General features: G+C 43.3%; 19 protein-coding genes. 8 read left to right on the top strand and 11 right to left on the bottom strand.

Annotation, left to right across the window (positions count from 1 at the left end; translation table 11 throughout):
* Positions 1 to 24 precede the first annotated feature (24 nt).
* A complete protein-coding gene (locus K5609_RS09270; RefSeq protein WP_221076909.1) occupies positions 25 to 1275 on the bottom strand; it encodes a glycoside hydrolase family 88 protein in 1251 nt (416 codons plus the stop codon).
* 111 nt (positions 1276 to 1386) lie between these two features.
* Positions 1387 to 2247 carry a polysaccharide lyase family 7 protein gene (locus tag K5609_RS09265; protein ID WP_246611970.1) on the bottom strand — a complete coding sequence of 287 codons (861 nt, stop codon included), beginning with the start codon at positions 2245 to 2247 and terminating at the stop codon, positions 1387 to 1389.
* A 301-nt stretch (positions 2248 to 2548) separates the two neighbouring features.
* Here K5609_RS09265 and yfcE point away from each other — a divergent pair, with 301 nt between their 5' ends.
* Both yfcE and K5609_RS09255 read left to right on the top strand, forming a co-directional pair.
* Entirely contained in the window at positions 2549 to 3100 is a 552-nt protein-coding gene (gene yfcE, locus K5609_RS09260) for a phosphodiesterase (protein WP_221076908.1), read from the top strand.
* A 277-nt stretch (positions 3101 to 3377) separates the two neighbouring features.
* Positions 3378 to 4418, top strand: coding sequence for a polysaccharide lyase family 7 protein (locus tag K5609_RS09255; RefSeq protein WP_221076907.1), 1041 nt, complete (start codon positions 3378 to 3380; stop codon positions 4416 to 4418).
* A gap of 201 nt (positions 4419 to 4619) precedes the next feature.
* On the opposite strand, the gene K5609_RS09250 is transcribed toward K5609_RS09255, so the two are convergent.
* The 3 genes from K5609_RS09250 to K5609_RS09240 form a co-directional block, all read right to left on the bottom strand.
* Entirely contained in the window at positions 4620 to 5054 is a 435-nt protein-coding gene (locus K5609_RS09250) for a universal stress protein (protein ID WP_221076906.1), read from the bottom strand.
* Between the two features lie 209 nt (positions 5055 to 5263).
* Positions 5264 to 5917, bottom strand: coding sequence for a hypothetical protein (locus K5609_RS09245; protein ID WP_221076905.1), 654 nt, complete (start codon positions 5915 to 5917; stop codon positions 5264 to 5266).
* 298 nt (positions 5918 to 6215) lie between these two features.
* Positions 6216 to 6758 (bottom strand): outer membrane beta-barrel protein, encoded by a 543-nt coding sequence (locus K5609_RS09240; protein WP_221076904.1) that lies wholly within the window; start codon positions 6756 to 6758, stop codon positions 6216 to 6218.
* A 290-nt stretch (positions 6759 to 7048) separates the two neighbouring features.
* Here K5609_RS09240 and K5609_RS09235 point away from each other — a divergent pair, with 290 nt between their 5' ends.
* The 3 genes from K5609_RS09235 (at position 7049) to K5609_RS09225 (ending at position 9216) form a co-directional block, all read left to right on the top strand.
* Complete coding sequence (locus K5609_RS09235; RefSeq protein WP_221076903.1) at positions 7049 to 8038, top strand: DUF2333 family protein; 990 nt, start codon at positions 7049 to 7051, stop codon at positions 8036 to 8038.
* A gap of 87 nt (positions 8039 to 8125) precedes the next feature.
* Positions 8126 to 8419, top strand: a complete 294-nt coding sequence (locus K5609_RS09230; protein ID WP_221076902.1) for a DUF1244 domain-containing protein — start codon at positions 8126 to 8128, stop codon at positions 8417 to 8419.
* Positions 8420 to 8526: 107 nt separating this feature from the next.
* The gene (locus K5609_RS09225) at positions 8527 to 9216 is read left to right on the top strand and encodes a DUF2982 domain-containing protein (RefSeq protein WP_221076901.1); all 690 of its coding nucleotides are present in this window, start codon (positions 8527 to 8529) and stop codon (positions 9214 to 9216) included.
* 35 nt (positions 9217 to 9251) lie between these two features.
* On the opposite strand, the gene lpxM is transcribed toward K5609_RS09225, so the two are convergent.
* From lpxM to K5609_RS09210, 3 genes are all read right to left on the bottom strand, one after another.
* Positions 9252 to 10199 carry a lauroyl-Kdo(2)-lipid IV(A) myristoyltransferase gene (gene lpxM / locus K5609_RS09220; protein ID WP_221076900.1) on the bottom strand — a complete coding sequence of 316 codons (948 nt, stop codon included), beginning with the start codon at positions 10197 to 10199 and terminating at the stop codon, positions 9252 to 9254.
* A gap of 90 nt (positions 10200 to 10289) precedes the next feature.
* Entirely contained in the window at positions 10290 to 10619 is a 330-nt protein-coding gene (locus K5609_RS09215; protein WP_163132757.1) for an antibiotic biosynthesis monooxygenase family protein, read from the bottom strand.
* Positions 10620 to 10686: 67 nt separating this feature from the next.
* The gene (locus tag K5609_RS09210) at positions 10687 to 11703 is read right to left on the bottom strand and encodes an adenosine deaminase (RefSeq protein ID WP_221076899.1); all 1017 of its coding nucleotides are present in this window, start codon (positions 11701 to 11703) and stop codon (positions 10687 to 10689) included.
* Between the two features lie 133 nt (positions 11704 to 11836).
* Here K5609_RS09210 and K5609_RS09205 point away from each other — a divergent pair, with 133 nt between their 5' ends.
* From K5609_RS09205 to asnB, 3 genes are all read left to right on the top strand, one after another.
* Positions 11837 to 12586, top strand: a complete 750-nt coding sequence (locus K5609_RS09205) for an HAD-IIA family hydrolase (RefSeq protein WP_221076898.1) — start codon at positions 11837 to 11839, stop codon at positions 12584 to 12586.
* A 20-nt stretch (positions 12587 to 12606) separates the two neighbouring features.
* Positions 12607 to 14199, top strand: a complete 1593-nt coding sequence (locus K5609_RS09200; protein WP_221076897.1) for a cation:proton antiporter family protein — start codon at positions 12607 to 12609, stop codon at positions 14197 to 14199.
* 194 nt (positions 14200 to 14393) lie between these two features.
* Entirely contained in the window at positions 14394 to 16058 is a 1665-nt protein-coding gene (gene asnB, locus K5609_RS09195; protein ID WP_163132761.1) for an asparagine synthase B, read from the top strand.
* A gap of 95 nt (positions 16059 to 16153) precedes the next feature.
* Here the strand turns inward: asnB and K5609_RS09190 are convergent, their stop codons facing one another.
* The 3 genes from K5609_RS09190 to dnaX form a co-directional block, all read right to left on the bottom strand.
* The gene (locus K5609_RS09190; protein WP_221076896.1) at positions 16154 to 16576 is read right to left on the bottom strand and encodes a DUF3010 family protein; all 423 of its coding nucleotides are present in this window, start codon (positions 16574 to 16576) and stop codon (positions 16154 to 16156) included.
* A 92-nt stretch (positions 16577 to 16668) separates the two neighbouring features.
* Complete coding sequence (locus tag K5609_RS09185; RefSeq protein ID WP_016401138.1) at positions 16669 to 16995, bottom strand: YbaB/EbfC family nucleoid-associated protein; 327 nt, start codon at positions 16993 to 16995, stop codon at positions 16669 to 16671.
* Positions 16996 to 17066: 71 nt separating this feature from the next.
* Positions 17067 to 19373 (bottom strand): DNA polymerase III subunit gamma/tau, encoded by a 2307-nt coding sequence (dnaX, locus tag K5609_RS09180; protein WP_221076895.1) that lies wholly within the window; start codon positions 19371 to 19373, stop codon positions 17067 to 17069.
* Positions 19374 to 19387: the final 14 nt, after the last annotated feature.

The following is a 19387-nucleotide window of genomic DNA, read 5'->3' as shown; positions in this document are numbered from 1 at the left end:
GCCTCACGTAGAGGCTTTTAGTCATTACAAACCAAAATGCTTAGGTAGCTTATGGGGTGCCCATTGTTGCCAACGATATAAAGCCTCTATGAAAAAGTAATCGCCAAAAATAGTGCCGACTTCTGGCTCGCCCCATTTTTCTGAGCCTTTCAGCAAAATACTTTGGTAGTTATTGTCCATTGCTAAATATTTCGGTGTAGAAAGTGACGCTAGCATTTGTTGTGCGTCGTTTAAGTACTTCTCTTGTTGAGTAATCTTGTAAAGCTCGATCAGTGCTGATGCCACAATCGCCGTAGCAGAACTATCTCGAGGATTATCATCATCTATTGGAGCGTCAAAGTCTGAATACGGCACCCAATCTTGAGTTTGTTGTTTGGTGCTTTCAATAAAGTATTCATAAGACTTGATTGAGCGCTCTAGCATCCGTTCTAAACCCGTGTAACGATAATACATAGCATAAGCATAAACCGACCAAGCTTGGCCTCTTGACCAGGTTGATTCCGTTTTCCAGCCTTGATGGGTTCTTTTCTTAACTACTTCTCCACTAGGGCTATAACTCACTACATGGTAGGTGCTGCCATTTTCTCTTACGCCGTGCTCCCAAGTTTTATCGGCATGAGAGATCGCCATCTTGGTGAACTCGGGCTTGTTGGCATGTTTGCCTACCCAAAGCACCAATTCCATATTCATCAACTGATCAATATTAACTTCAAAAGGCAGCCGAGTGGGATTACTAATCCCCTGCCGCCAAGACCGAAATGCGCCGATATCTTTGTTGTAACGCTGTTTTACTAAGGTAGAGGCACCATCTATCAATACTTGCTTGTAATCATCGCTAGGCTTTTCACCAATGGTGTAGCCTAAACCAAAACTGTTAAAAATTTGAAAGCCAGTATCATTGTCAGTGGCATAAGCGCGCGACCTTACCCCTTCTGTCCAATGCTCAGCATATTGCTGCCATTGGCCATTATCACTTAGTGCATTTAGATACCAAAAGATGCCCGGTATAAAACCGCTGCACCAGTTTTTAGAGTACTCATGCTGCCATTTTCCCGCTTCATTGGTATAGGCTGTAAACCAATGTTGGTTACTGTTTAATGCCTCGGAGGAAAGCAGTTCAGATTTGCTTTCGATAAGCGCCATCACGCTTTGCGGGGGCGCTTGGCTGGCTACCGCCTGTGCGTTTACAGACAACATGCTTACCGCTAATCCTGCGACAACAGGGTTTTTAAGCTTGGCCAGTCCAAAATATAAGTAGATAGAAGAAAGGGGCATAGTTACCTCATGGTTTGGTGCGGTGTAAAGTGAAGATACTCAAGCAAATAGCTGCTAACAGGCTAAGGGCTCTCGCGTGGTGACACGCGAGAGCTAACCATGTACAGGCTTCTATTTAGGCTCAGCTGCTGAGTACTCAAGCTTGTAGAAATGTGCTTCACTCATACCATGGGTAAATTGGTTGTATACGCCGGCTTTAAAGTAACTTAACAGGTGACGCCAATAATCAATGTCGTGCTTAACTAGGTTGGTACCGTCTACGTCAACCGATAGCGTTTTGTTGCCTACGGTAATATCAAAAGCGGTAGTTTTGTCTGTCGGCGCCTTACCCAAATCTATGTGGCTATAAGCAACATCAGGCTTACACATATTTTTGTCTTTATTTTTTTTACCAAAGGCCCCTTTGCAAATGACTGCATTGTTTTTGATTATTGCCCAAAAATGACCTTTCACGCCATTAGCATCACGCTTCCATACCACCCTCAATAAGGGGTGAGGTACATTGTGTGTGCCTTCGTCATCTAAGCCCTTGTTATGCACTTGTAGAAAAGTAATCTCATCTTGTTTTGAGTCTGAGTTTTTCATTGACGCTTCAGGGTCAATCATTTCGACGTCTGCGCGTAATGAGTAAAAATGATCGGATAAATCGGTACGGAAGTTTTTATGCACCCGAACTTCATTACGTAAATGATCGTTCTTCATTTTAAAGACCAGCGCTTCGCTAGTTTTGTCTACATAAAAGTAAGGATTTACGATGCCAGTAAAATCTCCATCTAGCGCAAAGTATTCCTTATTGCCTTTCTTACCTTCAGCATCTGAAATTTGCAGCTCAGATTCGCTTAAAACATGTTGAAACTGAGGATAGTTAACCGGCTCGCCCAAGCTACCGTTGTTATCAGAAAATTGAACATTGGCTGAGGCCAATGTGGAAACAGCAAGTAAAGCAGATAGAGCGAGTAGATGGTTTTTCATAAGGCCTCATTAATGTAGTATCATCATACTAATAAATATTTAGCATATTCGAACAACAATAAAAGCCACTTAACACGATAGTGTGCACCAAGGCTCAAAAGTAATGAGTTAGAACTAGCTCGATGAATTGTTAACTGGACAGGATGATTCTGCATTACCGGAATCTTAGGACTTGGCGTAGGGAGTTCTCACTATTAGTTGTTCTTGCCTGTTCAGTTTCCTATTTAAAGCGCTAAAATAAACGCCCAAGGCGCTAAACTGGCTTTAGCAGCTCTTCTCAGCTTCACTCAAAGGACAACTTATGCTGTTTGTATGTTCTGATATTCATGGCGACTACCAAGCCCTAACACTCACTTTAGCCGCTTTTAAACGCAGCGGAGCTTCGCATTTAATCAGCTTGGGCGATGTGCTTAACCACGGGCCTCGTAACCCCGTGCCCGCTCACTATGCACCTTTAAAGGTGGCGGAAGACTTAAACAACATCGCTGATAAAATTATTGCGGTTAGAGGGAATTGCGATAGCGAAGTAGACCAGGCACTGTGTCACTTTCCACTGTTAGCTGAATACAACCAAATGCTTTTTGGAACACGCAAAATATTTTTGTGTCATGGCCATAATTATGGACCAAACAAACTGCCGCCTTTAAGCCCTGGAGACATATTGGTGAGCGGCCACAGCCATGTTCCGCAAGCCCAACAACAAGACGGGCACTTTGTGCTTAATCCCGGCTCGGTATCAATGCCTCGACAAGACTGGCAAGCCAGTTACGCTTTAATCACTGAACAGCAAATACAAGTATGTAGTCTTGTTGATCACCAAGAGCTACTGAGCTGCCCTTTAGATAAAAACTAAACTAACAGCTAGCAGAGCCAGCCTCTGTTAGCACTAATTTGCTTTCACTTATCAGTTAAAATCGCCGTGTTTACCGGCGAACATTGCGCATGTGATACAAGTTGTTCCCACAACAAACTGTGATGTACAGCAAAATTTATAAATGAAACTCTCAAAAACAAAGAGCAATATGAATAATTGCCAAGGCCATCATATTTAATAATACAATAGTATTATAACGTTTCCCTGTTCACGAAAACTCCGTCTACGAGTTACATTTAACTAACAGGGAACTATCATGAAAAAGATTTATGTCGCTTGTGCCGTAGCTGCACTGTTTGCAGGTACAGCTGGCGCAGCGAATACACCGACCGATTACCAGCTTGAATTAATGTCGAAGTTGGATGCCTCTAAAGCCCCGGCGAAAAACTTCGAAATGCGTAAGTGGAAGATTAACTTACCCTACCCTGATACCAAGCCTGAGCGCGAAGGTAAAACCATGGAAGTGTATGCATCTCAACTAAACGATGCAGAAAATCCGTTCTCACATCCAGAATGGTTTTACACCAACGCTGAAACTGGCGCCATGGTATTTAAAGTACCTAATGAAGCCGTGACCACTCCTAACAGCAAAAACGCTCGTAGTGAATTACGTGCAATGTTAAACGTGAACTTACCTACTGGATACAAAGATCCAAGCACCAATTTTGTATTAGCTGCTCACGACAATGCAGCAGCTTACGGCTCTATTGGCGGACGCATGAGCGCAGCCTTAAGTGTTGACCATGTAAGCCTAAGTGGTAACGATGCAAAAATGGGTGCTCACTCGGTGGTTATTGGCCAGATCCATGGTTCAAATAATGAACCTTTAAAGATCTTCTTCCGCAAATTGCCAAACCATGAGCATGGTTCGCTATTCTGGAACTATGAAATTAATCCTAAAGACAAGAAAGACCGTTTCGATATTCCTCATAACATCTTCGGCCAGTACAACTTGACCAAAGAAGATAAAGATCCAGTTGGCGGCATCAAGCTGGGTGAATTGTTCTCTTATGACGTTGATATTGTTGACAACATTATGAACCTCACCTTTACCAAAAACCCAGGTGAAGCCAATGAGCAAGTTGTCACGTATAAGGTTAACTTGGCTGAACCTAACTCTGCTTCAGACTTAGATACCAGCTACGCGCAAGATTGGATGTACTTTAAGGCAGGTGCTTACAACCAGTGTAATATTAAACCTAAAACCAATACTTGGAGCTCGGGCTGTAGCAATAATGGCTTAGAAGCTGGTGATTACACACAAGTAAGCTTCTATAAACTTAATCTTATTCAATAAGCCTAAGTAAGCAAACAACTCCGTTTATAAACACAAGCCCTTGGCATGAAAATGCCAAGGGCTTTTTAATCACAAGTAAAGCTAAAACACTTAAGCCTTCATCAACATTAGAGGGCCAAAAAGCGCAGTAGAGATGAAGTGTTAAACAAAGAAATACTCATCAGGCTCTGGTTACACCCGATGAGTATTATGCTTAACAGCTCACTGATCGATAGGTATAACCAGCAGATCTATCGAGACGTTATTTACCAGCTCATGATGTTTAGATGCTAAACGATGCCAGAACCCATTATCATGACCACATACGACTAAGTCAGCGCCTACCTCGGCCACTGTTTCATCTAAGCGGGCACTTAAATCACCTTGCATAACAAACTGGTTCTCAATGGTGTAATTAGTATCCACCACCAAGGCGTTAAGCTTGTTAGCAAACTCTTTAAGGCTAGGATGCATTGGTTCTATGGCGGCTAAATCAAGATCAATTAGCCCACTGAAAGCTGAATCGTTAGTGCTTTCATCAACAAAAATCAGTGATACTTTTGCATCGAGTGGCTTCGCTAGCAGGATGACTTTATCGATTATTCGTCTGCTGTTTTCAGAGAGGTCGACGGCGACTAAAATGTGACGATAGCTCATGATGTGCTCCTCGTAATTTATTTAATCACTTTAAGCTTAGCAGCGGAAATGCCCCATAGACGGACTTGGCGCACATGCCAAGGGAATATTTGAAGCTAACTTGAGCTTGGTCATTATTAGCTTCAAAACAAGGTATCAGAGGCAACAAAAAAGCCAGCATTATGCTGGCTTTTAGTTGTTAGTGGCATAATAGCTGAAGCGCTACCTTATTAAAGCACAGCCCAATGGAAAGTAAGGCCCACATGGCTACCATCACAATCAGCAGTGCAAAATGATGCTAAGAAAGGAGCGGTTTCTAAATCATACTTGATATAGGTATAACGTAGCTCTATCCATGAACGCGATTCACCTAACATATAACCAACAAAGCCGGTATAACCCAGCGTGTCTTCATAACGTGCGTAATACTTCTCGTCACTACCAATAAACTGGCCACCCACCTTGTTACTCATGTGATAAGTAAGACCACCACCTAGTTTAAAAGAATCATTAATTTGGTAGTAAGGCAAGGCCTCAACAACAAAGCGAGTAAACCACATACCTTGGTTACCGCTAGACGTGCTGGCGAAGCTAAATTGGGTATCTACGTGATAACCAGCATTGGTAATCAATCGAAGGTCTTTTACTAGAGGCCAATCAATACCAACGCTTGCTTTAAACAGCCCGCCGCCTTTTAATACCGCGTCATCAACCACATTGTTGTTTTCATCGACATAGTAAGCTTCGGCGATGGTATCTCCACCGTAGGTTGCCCCTAGGCTAAGCAATAAATCCCAGTTATTCTCTTTGGCGTATTCGCCGTAAGCAAACTCTGCACTGGCTAAATTTGGCAGCAATAGACCGATACACGCCAATAACTTCATTGCACCCTTTCCTTGGCGCTTATTAAACAACATCCACATTGTTGTTAAATTCCCTTTATTGATAAAACGCGCAGTCTATCAGAAGATATTGTTATAAAATACAATAGTTTAATAAAAAGTGACCGCTTGTTGATTTAGCCCAATCCAGTCTAACAAAAAGCCAGCATTGCTGCTGGATATGATTATTGAGGTAAATATATTGCTTACTTTGCTTGATACTCGCTATGCGATTTTTCTAAAAAGTAGCTTTCTGGTTCACTCGAGCTGTTTGGCTAATTTCAAAGCAGGTAGATGATGCTTAGCCACGATAACCAATACTAAATACTCCACCCTCTGTCACCGAGTTATAACCAATGCCAAACACTAAATGCCGAGTTAGAGCATAACGAAGCCCAACTTCGCCGCCCCAGTCTCTGTTGGTATCGGAATGCCATTCGGGCTTGCAGTCTGTGCAAAATTGAGTAATGCCGTCGGTATATTCGGTGGTGTCTTCTAACATTGCACCGCCACCGTAAAGGCTCAGATTATTGGTTAAGCTGTAACTCACTCCTAGCCTTAACATGGTTAAGTCTCTTTTGCCCTCGGCGGGTGCTTCGAAGCCTAGATCTTCTTCTTTTGATCTAGCGTAACCCAAGTAGTACCCCCAGTTAGGATAGTTTTTGTCGTAATGGTTTACCGTTACAGTAAGGCCTAACATTGGTTGGTCGGGATCTTGATAATCGAGAAATACCGCAGCCCATGGATAGGCGTTGGGCGTTTCTTGTTGTTGCGCAGCAGCGTGAGCTGACATTATGAGGGCAAATACTGTAATACTGGGTTTTACTAACTTAGAGATGTGCACGAAATTCTCAACCTTTTAAACCTTACCTCCCTGTAAATCAATAATCTGCGGCAGATAATGGCAGTTATCTGTTACTAAAAAAACCGTAAGCACTGCTTTTGGTTAAATTATTAGGATAATTTGCTAAATGCTTTAGAACACCTTGAGTTTGCTGCTCGCTACTTAGCTAGAAAACCAACCTATGGCAGTTAAGGCTCTCTTGTCTCACCGCAATTAGATTTTGCATAAGCTATTGATTAAATTGCTTACTTGACTATGCTGAGAACATAAATCTTGTTGAGGATGTATTTATGTTTCAGCTTACTGGCCGTAAGGTTGTTGTTTTCTTTTTGGTGTTTTTCATCATTAACTACATCATTGCAGTGTTTTGGAGCATTGAGCCAGACCGAATAGAATTAAAAGAATATGTACTTGAGCAAGCAGTGGCAAACGGTGAAGAAGCTGTAACCGGATATGCTACTACCACCGCATTGATGTTTGTGGCCGAAACCCTGCTAAACAAATCGGGCGGTTACTTAAGTAATGACAAAATGCCCCCCAGCGTGTTTATGGACAACATGCCAAGTTGGGAGCTTGGTGCATTAAACCAAGTTCGAGATTTATCACTGATTATGCGTAAAGACTTTAGCCGCTCTCAAGCACAATCAGTTGAACACCCTCAGCTAAAAGTCGCCCAGCCTAAATTCAATATTGATCATACCTCATGGCAACTTCCCAGTGCCGAGCGCGAGTACCAAGACGCTATCGACGCCCTGGCTATTTATCGAACCCAGTTAGCCGACCCTAAAGATCCAAACGCCCAGTTTTATGCGCGCGCCGACAACTTAGTAACCTGGTTAAACGAAGTACAATCGCGCCTTGGCAGCATGTCGCAAAAGCTTTCGGCCTCGGTAGGCCGAGAACGCATTAACACTAGCTTAGTGGGCGATGAAGGTGCTGCACAGTCTACCTTTGCGCCATCTGAAAGCATTGTGAAAACCTCTTGGTGGAAAATTGATGACGTGTTCTACGAAGCTCGCGGCGAAGCGTGGGCATTGTTGCACTTTTTCCAAGCAGTAGAAGTAGACTTTAAAGGCGTATTAGAGAAGAAGAACGCTACAGTAGCGGTTCGCCAAATTGTTCGCGAATTAGAAGCGACCCAAGAAACCGTATGGAGCCCAATGATTTTGAACGGCACTGGTTTTGGCCTGATGGCTAACCACTCCCTAGTAATGGCTAACTATGTATCACGTGCCAATGCGGCCATTATTAATTTAAATAATTTGCTTACCAAAGGCTAAATTAGCTAACGGGCAATACCAAAAGCAGCGTTGATTCGCTGCTTTTGTGCATTTACACTGGCTTAACTTTTACCAAGGATAAGTAACATGGACAAACAACAAGCAATTGAAGCTGCCACTTTTCGCCGTTTGCTGGAACACCTAGACCAACACAAAGAAGTACAAAACATTGAGCTGATGAACTTAGCTGATTTTTGTCGAAACTGTTTAGCCAAGTGGATGATGGCAGCTGCAGAAGAGCAAGGTGAAAGCCTTAACTATGATCAAGCAAGAGAAAAAGTGTATGGCATGCCATACTCTGAGTGGAAAGAGCACCACCAACTGCCAGCTACCGATGAGCAAATGGCCATTTTCAATGCTAAACAAGCCGCTAAAAAATGATACGCTAAGGTGAAGTGAGCTTTCTTCTTTCACTAACCATTGTAATGAACATTTAGCCAATCCGGTCCGTATATCTAAGTATCACGGTAAATGATTGAGGTAACACAATGCCAAAATCAGTATGGATAAAAAGCAAGGCCAGCAATAACGCTAAAACCTTAGTTCTAGCTGGCTCTCTACTAGTGTTGATAGGAATAAGTACCCTCTACGTTCCTGCGGTATTGGTGTCACTTATAGCCTCGGTGATTTTCTTTTTAGCATACTTAGGGATTAGAGTTGGCGTAGAAAAATGGATGCAACCGGTGTATTCAGTTGTATTGTGTTACGACCACATTCAATTTCACCATCGCTACGGCGGTTGGTGTTTACCCTGGGATAAACTGCAACGTATCGATGTACCTAGGTTAAATGACGGGCTAAATTGGCAGGATATGAATTACGTTGGCTTACGTTTGAGTGACCCAGATTATTTACTCGACAGTCTGTCCCCTCGCCTATCAGCACATTTACTCACAGAGCAAAGAGCGGCCTTGCTCGCATCCTTGCGAAGAAGCTGTACGCATTGCCAAGACAGTAAAGTGAGTGACCATTTAATTGAAGACGATTATTTTAAATCAAGCAGTGGGAAAATTTACACCGGACTCACCGGCATGTTCGCAAACAGAATGAAAAAGCTTCGAGAGCTCACTGGCTATGACCTATTAATTGAGCAAGATATTCTTGACCGAGAACCAGAAGATTTCATTAGCTTAGTGCGTAACTACAAAAACCAAACTCTGCGCGAGCACAACGCATAATCACCTACCTCGCTCGCTAGAGCACGATTACCAAATTAATAGCGCGGCTTATCGCTGCCTTCAACGGTACGCAATAACTTTAAGGTCCACATGTATTGCTCTGGCGAACGAGAAATTAACTTCTCTACCTCTTGGTTCATTCGCAAGGTATCTTGCGCGACATCTTTGCTGGGGAAGTCTTGCATAGCAGGATGAATGAACAACTTAACTTTATGTAATTCGCTGTCGTAACCCGCATAAATGGGTACAACTTTGGCACCGCTTAATTTGGTCATCTTACCCAGAACCGGCAAGGTCGCTTTTTTAGTAGCAAACATCGGCGTCATTAAACTGGCCTCTGGGCCAAAGTCTTCATCTGGCAAATAAATACAACCATAGCCGGCTCGAACCGCCTTTATTAGTGTTTTAATGCCTGCATTACGTTCAAAAATAACTCCACCAAAACGAGTACGCTGTTTAGCCATCGCCCAATCAACAATCGGGTCACCGGTTTTTTTAAACATGGTGCACATGTCGTGCCCACGGGTGCAGAAATACGTTCCGAGAAAATCTACTGGATAAGTATGGGGTAATAAAATGATGAAATTTTCGTTATTGTCGAGAATGCTTTGAATATTCTCTTCACCATCAACTACAATTCGGTTTTGTAGATAGCGTTTTGAGCGCACAGACATCTCACCCGCTCCCAAAATAAGCTGAGCAAAAATCTGCATATTTTTTTGCATTAATTGCTCGCGCTGTTGCGCGGTCATATCGGGGAAACACAACTGCAAATTAGTGTCGGCAATTGCACGGCGTTTCTTCAAGGCTTTGAGGTTAAAGATACGGTTGGCAATAGCTACGGCAATTTTATCTCGTAGCTTTACTGGCAAATAAGCCAGCAGAATGATGAGTCCGCCTACCAACCAGGTGCCCCAATGCTTAGGGGCTAACCAGGTTTTGGAAAACGATATAGAAAATGCTTGAGACTCAAACTTCGACATAGTCTAACAACACAACCTTTAGAATTTGATAAAACTGCGCGCCAGTTTACTCTGCAACGGCGCTAAAGCAAGTTTTCCAAAGGCTATGCGCTACAAAATAGAATGCGTGGCATCTAAACTACTCGATACAAAGTGGTCCAGTTGCGGTGCCATTAGTAGGGGCTCATCTTGCCAAATAATCGCTTTACGCATTTTTTGGCGCGCGTCTAACACCATAGATTCCGATTCTTTAGAACGTAGCCAGTGATCTTTGCTGGGCCACTGCGAATAAGAAATCCAAGTGCCATCAGAGGCCTTATGCAAACGAGAACCTAAAGCCGCACACTTATCAATATTAAAATGAATAATCTCTGACCAGCCTTCTTTAAAGGACTGAATATGCTCTTCATTTAACTTCCAACGAAACAACACAACAAACATCGACAATCTCCTTATTATTCGCGCTTAATATAACTATGGCGCGAGCCTGCCTTAAAACACAAGGTCTCTAGCTAAACTCTAACAAACACTTATCAATTAGTTGACTTAACTCACTTTTTCTTTGCTCACTGGCATAACTTGCAGCAACCGCATTGTGACACAATTGGGCAATTTGCTGCGGGCTCCAAGCAAAAGCCTCGCTACAGGCCAGCAAGTTATCGAGAAGATAGCCACCAAAATAGGCGGGGTCGTCAGAGTTAATCGTTACCGCTAAACCTTTCTCCAACATTTCCGGCAATGGATGCTCACTTAAGTGCTCAACTACTTTTAGTTTTACGTTGCTAAAAGGACAAACGGTCAATGGCATTTTCGCCGCAGCTAGTCTTTTAACCAGAGCCTCGTCTTCTAAGCAGCGAACCCCGTGATCTATTCGGCTTACATCAAGTAGTTGCCAAGCATTGGCTACATTGGCAGCTGGCCCTTCCTCGCCTGCATGAGCGACACGCTTAAGCCCAAGTTGTTTAGCCATACCAAAAACCTGCTGGAACTTTTCTGGCGGATGCCCTTGTTCACTTGAGTCTAAACCCACACCAACAATATGCTGAAGATATGGCTTGGCGGCTTCTAAAGTAGCAATGGCAGACTCTTCAGATAGGTGGCGTAAAAAACATAGAATGTATTCACAGCTAATGCCAAATTGCTCATGTGCTTGCTGTTTAGCTCGGCTTAATCCATTTATCACGGTGCTGATATCAATGCCACGTTCTGTATGAGTTTGCGGATCAAAAAACACTTCTGTATGCAGTACCTTGTCGCGGTGACAGGTTTCAAAGTAAGCCCATGCTAGATCGAAAAAGTCTTGTTCTGTTTGCAACACTTCTGCACCTTGATAGTACAAATCTAGAAACTCTTGAAGGTTATTAAACTGGTAAGCTTTTCTTAAGTCATCAACGCTGGCATAAGGCAAAGTAATATTGTTTCGTTTCGCGAGCTTAAACATTAACTCAGGCTCTAAACTCCCTTCGATGTGCAGGTGCAACTCAACCTTTGCTATCTTTTTGATAAATTCTTGCTGATTAAACATCAATCTTTTCCTTCAACTGCTTGGATAGTAATGAATATAAGCTATTTGTTGCCGTAAGGTTATTTTTCTCTAACGCTTTTTAGCTACACTACGTTACCCTGAACTACAGATAATAGGGTTCTAAGGAAAAAGAATGAGCAAAGCAGTTATTTGTGACATTGATGGTGTATTACTGCACGACAACCAACTGATAGACGGAGCCAAGGCATTTATCGAGCGTTTACTGGCTAATGAAACCAAGCTAGTGATTTTAACCAATTATCCTGCTCAGACTCCGCAAGATCTGCAAAATCGCTTTCAAACTGCCGGCGTAGATATCCCTGAAAGCTGCTTTTACACTTCAGCAATGGCTACCGCAGATTTTCTCAAACGCCAAGATGGCAACAAGGCCTACGTAATCGGTGAAGGTGCATTAATCCATGAGCTTTATAGCGCCGGATTTACCATAACCGACATCAACCCAGATTTTGTGGTGGTGGGTGAAACCAAAAACTACAACTGGAATATGATTCAACACGCGGCAAAATTTGTTGCCCAAGGCGCCCAGTTTATTGCTACCAACCCCGACACCCACGGCCCAAATATGAGCCCTGCATGTGGGGCGCTATGCGCGCCAATAGAACGTATTACTGGTCGAAAGCCTTTTGTTGTGGGTAAACCTAGCGCCTGGATTGTACGAGCAGCATTAAACAAAATTGGCGCCCATGCCGAAGATACCGTTATTATTGGTGATAATTTGCGTACCGATATACTGGCAGGCTTTCAGGCTGGATTAGAAACCATTTTAGTACTATCTGGTGTGAGCAGTGAAGCCGACATTGAAATGGTACCCTTTAGGCCAAACTATGTTTTTCCTAACGTAGCAGCAATCGACATAATATAGCGATAAAGATTTAGCATTTAATGGATATATCTATACTAATAACAGTGACGTTTCTGGCAGGATTTCTTGCACATTTAGCTCACTTGCCTCCACTAATAGGATTTTTAGCCGCAGGTTTCGCCTTACGCGAAATGGGCTTTGAACAAAATGAAATGATCTCAACAGCAGCAGACTTAGGTGTAACCTTGCTGCTGTTTACCGTGGGTTTAAAACTAGACGTTCGCACCTTGTTTAAGCGAGAGGTTTGGGGAACCGCCACCGCCCATATGGGCACCAATATGCTGTTATTTATAGGCACGTTATCTGCCGTAAAATGGTTTGGCATTAGCAGTATTGGCGAGCTATCGACAACCGGTATTGTTATATTGTCTTTTGCTCTGTGTTTCTCCAGCACTGTGTTTGCGGTAAAAGTATTAGAAGATAAAAGTGAAATGAATGCACTTTATGGCCGTGTGGCGATAGGTGTGTTAATTATGCAAGATATCTTTGCGGTAGTATTTCTGGCAGCCACCACTGGCAAATTGCCAACTATGTACGCCCCTCTATTACTATTATTGCTTCCGCTTCGCCCACTGCTATATCGCTTATTGAACCGGGTGGGACACGGAGAACTGCAACTGGTACTCGGCTTTTTCTTAACCTTTGTACTAGGCGCGCAACTGTTCGACAGCGTAGGTCTTAAATCAGATTTAGGCGCGTTAGTTGTTGGTATGTTACTAGCTGGCCACCCTGCTGCTAGTGGCATGGCTAAAGCTTTATTTAGCTTTAAAGAGCTGTTTTTGGTCGCTTTCTTCTTGTCTATTGGTCTATCTAGCGAGCTTAGTTTTGAGTCAATTTACATTGCATTATTCTTAGTTGGAATCTTAGTCATAAAATCAGCATTTTACTTATTGTACTTGCTGCAATTTAGACTGCGTTCGCGCACTGCATTTTTGGGTGCGATGAGTTTGGCAAACTACAGCGAATTTGGCTTAATTGTTACCGCTGTAGCCGTTCAATTAGGTTGGTTACATGGGGATTGGATGGCTACTTTAGCAATGGCCGTTAGCATTAGCTTTTTGCTGGCTGCACCAATCCACAAAAATGCCGATATTATTTATCAGTTTATCCGCCCCTCGCTTAAACGCTTACAACGCTCAAAATTGCACTTAGAAGATCAGCCAATTGAGTTGGGGCAAATGCAAGTGGTGATATTGGGCATGGGGCGTATTGGTGAAGGCGCGTACGACATGCTGCAGCAACATTATCCAGACTTAGTCATAGGTATTGATACCGACTTAGAAAAGATCCAACATCAAATCGAAAGTGGCCGAGCGGTCATTCAAGGCGATGCCACCGACTCTGATTTTTGGGAAAAGCTAGCGCCCTCAAAAGATCTAAAACTGGTGTTACTGGCCATGCCACATCACCACGGTAACCAATATGCATTAAAGCAACTTAAGAAAGGTGAATTTAGTGCTAAAATTGCCGCGATTGCCCAGTTTGCCGATGATGCTGAAAAGCTAAAGCGCCTAGGCGCGGATGAAGTATTTAACCTATACAATGAGGCCGGTGCAGGTTTTGCTGACCACGTTCATGCACAACTCATTGCTAACAATAAACCACATGAATAAAGCTTAAAATTTGCAAAAAGACTTACAAAAATAGCCAGTTTGTTAAAAATTATTAGTTTTCTGGCCTTTTTTAGCAAAAAATGTCATTCAGGACTTGCAATAATTTCTGATCTTGGCAAATTGAGGGCAATATTGGAACAAATGGCGAAGTACCATTTGTTCGAGAGTAAACACAAAGTAGTTAAGGGAAGAGTATGTGTTCCATATTTGGAGTTCTAGACATTAAATCTGACCTCAGTGTATTGCGTAAGCAAGCACTTGAGATGTCAAAGCGTTTACGCCACCGTGGCCCGGACTGGTCAGGTATTTACACTTCAAAAAATGCCATCTTAGTGCATGAGCGTCTATCAATTGTTGACGTGAATACCGGCGCACAACCTCTATACAATCCCGAAAAAACTCACGCTCTTGCAGTAAATGGCGAGATCTACAACCACAAAGATCTTAAAGCTCAGCTTAATGTTGATTTTGAATTTCAGACAGAGTCTGACTGTGAAATCATCTTAGCCTTGTATAAAGAAAAAGGTATTGAGTTCTTAGACGACTTAAACGGTATCTTTGGTTTTTGTTTATACGATTCTGAAGAAGATGCTTACCTCATTGGTCGTGACCATATTGGTATCATCCCTCTTTACACTGGCTACGATGAGCACGGTAACTTTTACGTTGCCTCAGAAATGAAAGCGCTGACGCCAATTTGTAAAACCGTAAGCGAGTTCCCTCCCGGCCACTACTTGTACAGCAAGAACGGCGAACCTGTTAAGTACTACAAGCGTGACTGGATGGACTACAAAAACGTAGAAAACAACGACGCTAGCGTGGAAGATCTAAAAGTAGCTTTAGAAGCTGCCGTTAAACGCCAGCTAATGTGTGACGTACCATATGGTGTGCTGCTATCTGGTGGTTTAGATTCATCAGTGATTTCTGCAATTACCAAAATGTATGCCGACAAGCGTGTTGAAGATAATGACAACTCTGAAGCTTGGTGGCCACAATTGCACTCATTTGCAGTTGGCCTTGTGGGCTCGCCAGACTTAATTGCTGCGAAAAAAGTAGCCGACCATTTAGGTACGGTTCACCACGAGATTCACTTTACGGTTCAAGAAGGTATTGACGCAATTAAAGACGTTATTTACCACCTTGAGACCTACGACGTAACCACGATTCGTGCGTCTACTCCTATGTACTTAATGGCCCGTAAGATTAAAGCGATGGGCATTAAAATGGTACTTTCTGGAGAAGGTGCTGACGAAATATTCGGTGGTTACTTGTACTTCCACAAAGCACCAAACGCCCAAGAGTTCCACGAAGAAACTCTTCGTAAGCTTGAGAAACTGCACATGTTCGATTGTAACCGTGCTAACAAATCTCTTGCAGCTTGGGGCATTGAAGGCCGTGTACCATTCTTAGATAAAGAGTTCATGGATGTTGCAATGCGCATCAACCCAGAAGCTAAGATGTGTGCTGGCGAGAAAATCGAGAAGCACATTGTACGTGAAGCTTTCGAAGGTTACTTACCTGCTGAAGTGGCTTGGCGTCAAAAAGAGCAATTCTCTGATGGTGTTGGTTACTCGTGGATTGACAGCCTAAAAGAATTGGTTGAATTAGAAGTGTCTGACCAAGAATTGTCGAATGCCGCCTTCCGCTTCCCAATTAACACGCCAGATACCAAAGAAGCTTACTTCTACCGCGGTATGTTTGAAGAGCATTTTCCACAGGATTCTGCAGCAGAGTGTGTACCTCACGGTAAATCTGTAGCATGTTCAACGCCTGAAGCAATTGCTTGGGATGAGAGCTTTGCAAACAACGCTGATCCTTCTGGTCGCGCAGTACTCTCTGTACACAACGAAGCTTACTAGACTTAAGCCTTAAGCTTTAAACAAAAAAACCGATGCCAAAGCATCGGTTTTTTATTAGCTGTAATTCACTCCAGCCCTTAAACAGAGCTTTAAGTTCAAGCCACGCAGGCTACATATGCAGTAGTAAATGATGCTTCTTGAAAGGCTTTAAGGCCCGTTGCAGCAAACTCTACTGGCATTGGATTATCTTTAAGTACTTGCTTAGATTTAGTGGCTGATACTAACTCTACATTTAGCTCACCAATTAGCTCGATAGCCGCTTCTAACTTAAAGCCTACCGCACCGCCGGCAAATTTACCCTTCATTGGACGCTGCTTAATCGCTACCTTTTCAACCTTGTAATCACTCATCAGCTTAGTAAAGGCAAACTGGAAATCACGTAAATGCTGAGTACTATTAATATCGCTTAAAGTAAGGCGGCGCACACGACAATCTGGAATTTGAAACAATCCATCTTCCAGCGTTAGCAAGCTAACAATAACTTCATTACTTTTTATTTCTACACCGCATACTTTCATCTTGCTACCTTTTTAATCTAAGTTCGTGCAAGCTAAGTGTTGCACAAAAAAGGCCGCAATGCGGCCTAATTAATTTGCTGCTCTAAGCTAGCTTAGAATGGCATTTTCATACCTGGAGGCATTTGCATTCCGCCAGTTACATCAGCCATTTTTTCTTTACTAGTTTCTTCTACACGACGTACAGCGTCATTAACCGCTGCAGCCAGTAGATCTTCAATCATGTCTTTGTCGTCGTCCATTAAGCTTTCATCTAGCTCAACACGACGAACGTTGTGGTTACCAAGCATAACAACTTTCACCAAGCCTGCGCCTGACTCACCAGTAACTTCCATTTTGGCGATTTCTTCTTGAGCGCGCTGCATTTTATCTTGCATTTGCTGCGCTTGCTTCATTAGGTTACCCATTCCGCCTTTAAACATAACTATTCTCTTCTCTTCTATTAGTTATAACTGCGACATTACATCTAGATTAATGTCGAAAATCAAGTTGTTCAGTGGTATTTCACACTGTCGTTATCTAATTCTGCACCAAAGCGTTGCTGTAATACTTGGATATTAGGATCACCCAATAACCTATCAATGGCTGCATTGGTATTTTTTTGATGAAGTAACTGTGCCAACTCTAAAGGTGTTTTGCCATTTGGGCTTTCACCAACATTAATTTCTAGCTCTATACCCTGTTGCAAACATGCGTTCAATTGCTGATTTAGCTCTGCTACCGAGCTGGGCTTAGGCAAATGAGATAACTGAGGCTTTAGCAGCAACGTTACGGTACTGCCATCCAATTTATAGAGGGAGTTAATCGCAATTTGTCGAGCGATAGGTCCAAGTTCCATAAACTTAACCATCTCAGACCAACGTTCGTCATTATCACTGGTGCTAGCGCTAAACTTGACTGACTCTTCAACAACCACCACTTGAGTGGCTTGCTGATTATTGTCTGCTTGGTTGTTTTCAGCCTCACTATTGATCGGCTCTCTCGGCGCTTGTTGAGCTAGATTTGGCGTTTTAGTGCTGGAGGCGCCCGCCTCTTTAGACTTTTTTTCGGACTTTCCTCGCCCACGTAGCTGGCTTCTTAACTGCAATAAAGATGCTGTTTCTTCTTTAGCCGGTGCTTGAGGTACATCTAATGGAGCAGACTTAGGCAATGCAGCCGGTAAGTCCTGAACTTGATATTCGGCAGCGTAATTAGGCTCTTCATATTCTGCGTCAGCATTCATCTCAGCAAACTGAGCATAATAACTATCATCAACCGTTGCTTGATCTGCACTAACAGCGGCTTGCTTGGTGTTGGCCTGAGGAGCAGCTTGAGTTGATGAAGGTGGTGTTTGGGAAGGCGCCGGATGGCTTGCCACTGGTGGCCTATTCCCTATACCCGCTTCTGCTGCTGGCTCTACAGGGCTGACAGCATCCTGTGGTGATGCAACTTGTTCAACTTGCTGTTGCTGTTGCTGTTGCTGTTGCTGTTGCTCAGAATTATCACCACGCAACTGATTTTTTAGCTTAGCAATGCTCTGCTCTCGCTGCACTACCCGCTCGTCTTTATCAACGGGAGTAGGTGCCTTATTCCTAGCATGTGAAACCGCAGGAGTTGTAGGCATTTCATAGCCTTGCTGGGTGGCTTGCTCAATAATCTCTTGCTGTTCTTTAACTAAACTCTTATCAGCTAAATCTGAAGTGTTTGGGCCACTTTCGCTAGTAGTCGTTGGCGTCGAGACCTCGGCCTGCTCAGCAGGCTGGAAAGCCAACATTCGCAACACGGTCATTTCAAAGCCGCTACGCGGACTCGGCGCGTAAGCAAAATCTCGCTTACCAGTGATAGCTATTTGATACAGAAGTTGGACTAACTGAGCATCTACCTGCTCTGCAAGCATTTGAATTGTTTCATCATGCTGACTTGCTGGTAGCACCTGCGCCATCGCTACTTTATGAATAATCTCAGCTAATTGTTGATGCAAGTGCTCGTAATCAGGCGACATACTCGCTAACTCTGAGATTTTGCTGAATACCGATTCTGTTTGTCCGGCAACGACATGACAAAGAAGCTGACGTAACTGATGAGGATCTAACACTCCCAACATATTAAGTACTTGCTGGTAGGCTAGCTCTTTGTTAGACAAGGCTAACGCTTGATCAGTTAAGCTCAAGGCATCTCGCATACTGCCATCGGCGGCATGCGCTAACGCGGTAAGTGCTGCTGGCTGATATTGGCGCTGTTCAGCATCCAAAATATGCGCAAGTTGCTGAGAAATTTGCTCTTCGCTTAGCGCTTTTAACTGAAATTGCAAGCAGCGAGATAATACCGTTACTGGCAACTTTTGCGGATCGGTGGTTGCCAGCAAAAACTTAACGTGCTCTGGTGGCTCTTCTAAGGTTTTTAACAGCGCATTAAAGCTATGGCGAGACAACATATGTACTTCGTCAATCAAGTACACCTTATAGCGCCCTTTGGCTGGGCTATATTGTACGTTGTCTAGCAGATCACGAGTATCTTCTACTTTGGTGCGTGAGGCGGCATCAATTTCCAACAAGTCAACAAAGTTACCTTGGTCAACCTCCACACAATTACTGCACTTACCACAAGGATTAGAAGAGACTCCAAGCTCACAATTGAGGCTTTTAGCAAACAAGCGCGCAATGGTAGTTTTACCGACACCACGAGTGCCACTAAACAAGTAGGCGTGGTGCAGGCGCTGCTGATCCAAAGAGTTTATCAAGCCTGCTAATACATGTTGCTGGGCAACCACTTGCTGGAATGTTTTTGGCCGCCATTTTCTCGCTAGGGCTTGATAATTCATTAAATGCTGTTGTC

The organism is Agarivorans aestuarii (genome assembly GCF_019670125.1).
GTDB classification, from domain to species: Bacteria; Pseudomonadota; Gammaproteobacteria; order Enterobacterales; family Celerinatantimonadaceae; genus Agarivorans; species Agarivorans aestuarii.
The sequence above is the reverse complement of the archived record's forward strand: the minus strand, read 5'-3'. Positions and strand labels throughout refer to the sequence as shown.

What these genes read in the sequence shown, in the direction of transcription:
- K5609_RS09270 (WP_221076909.1), bottom strand. Translation starts at nt 1,275, where the DNA reads ATGCCCCTTTCTTCTATCTACTTATATTTTGGACTGGCCAAGCTTAAA.
- K5609_RS09265 (WP_246611970.1), bottom strand. Translation starts at nt 2,247, where the DNA reads ATGAAAAACCATCTACTCGCTCTATCTGCTTTACTTGCTGTTTCCACA.
- yfcE (WP_221076908.1), top strand. Translation starts at nt 2,549, where the DNA reads ATGCTGTTTGTATGTTCTGATATTCATGGCGACTACCAAGCCCTAACA.
- K5609_RS09255 (WP_221076907.1), top strand. Translation starts at nt 3,378, where the DNA reads ATGAAAAAGATTTATGTCGCTTGTGCCGTAGCTGCACTGTTTGCAGGT.
- K5609_RS09250 (WP_221076906.1), bottom strand. Translation starts at nt 5,054, where the DNA reads ATGAGCTATCGTCACATTTTAGTCGCCGTCGACCTCTCTGAAAACAGC.
- K5609_RS09245 (WP_221076905.1), bottom strand. Translation starts at nt 5,917, where the DNA reads ATGAAGTTATTGGCGTGTATCGGTCTATTGCTGCCAAATTTAGCCAGT.
- K5609_RS09235 (WP_221076903.1), top strand. Translation starts at nt 7,049, where the DNA reads ATGTTTCAGCTTACTGGCCGTAAGGTTGTTGTTTTCTTTTTGGTGTTT.
- K5609_RS09230 (WP_221076902.1), top strand. Translation starts at nt 8,126, where the DNA reads ATGGACAAACAACAAGCAATTGAAGCTGCCACTTTTCGCCGTTTGCTG.
- K5609_RS09225 (WP_221076901.1), top strand. Translation starts at nt 8,527, where the DNA reads ATGCCAAAATCAGTATGGATAAAAAGCAAGGCCAGCAATAACGCTAAA.
- lpxM (WP_221076900.1), bottom strand. Translation starts at nt 10,199, where the DNA reads ATGTCGAAGTTTGAGTCTCAAGCATTTTCTATATCGTTTTCCAAAACC.
- K5609_RS09215 (WP_163132757.1), bottom strand. Translation starts at nt 10,619, where the DNA reads ATGTTTGTTGTGTTGTTTCGTTGGAAGTTAAATGAAGAGCATATTCAG.
- K5609_RS09210 (WP_221076899.1), bottom strand. Translation starts at nt 11,703, where the DNA reads ATGTTTAATCAGCAAGAATTTATCAAAAAGATAGCAAAGGTTGAGTTG.
- K5609_RS09205 (WP_221076898.1), top strand. Translation starts at nt 11,837, where the DNA reads ATGAGCAAAGCAGTTATTTGTGACATTGATGGTGTATTACTGCACGAC.
- K5609_RS09200 (WP_221076897.1), top strand. Translation starts at nt 12,607, where the DNA reads ATGGATATATCTATACTAATAACAGTGACGTTTCTGGCAGGATTTCTT.
- asnB (WP_163132761.1), top strand. Translation starts at nt 14,394, where the DNA reads ATGTGTTCCATATTTGGAGTTCTAGACATTAAATCTGACCTCAGTGTA.
- K5609_RS09190 (WP_221076896.1), bottom strand. Translation starts at nt 16,576, where the DNA reads ATGAAAGTATGCGGTGTAGAAATAAAAAGTAATGAAGTTATTGTTAGC.
- K5609_RS09185 (WP_016401138.1), bottom strand. Translation starts at nt 16,995, where the DNA reads ATGTTTAAAGGCGGAATGGGTAACCTAATGAAGCAAGCGCAGCAAATG.
- dnaX (WP_221076895.1), bottom strand. Translation starts at nt 19,373, where the DNA reads ATGAATTATCAAGCCCTAGCGAGAAAATGGCGGCCAAAAACATTCCAG.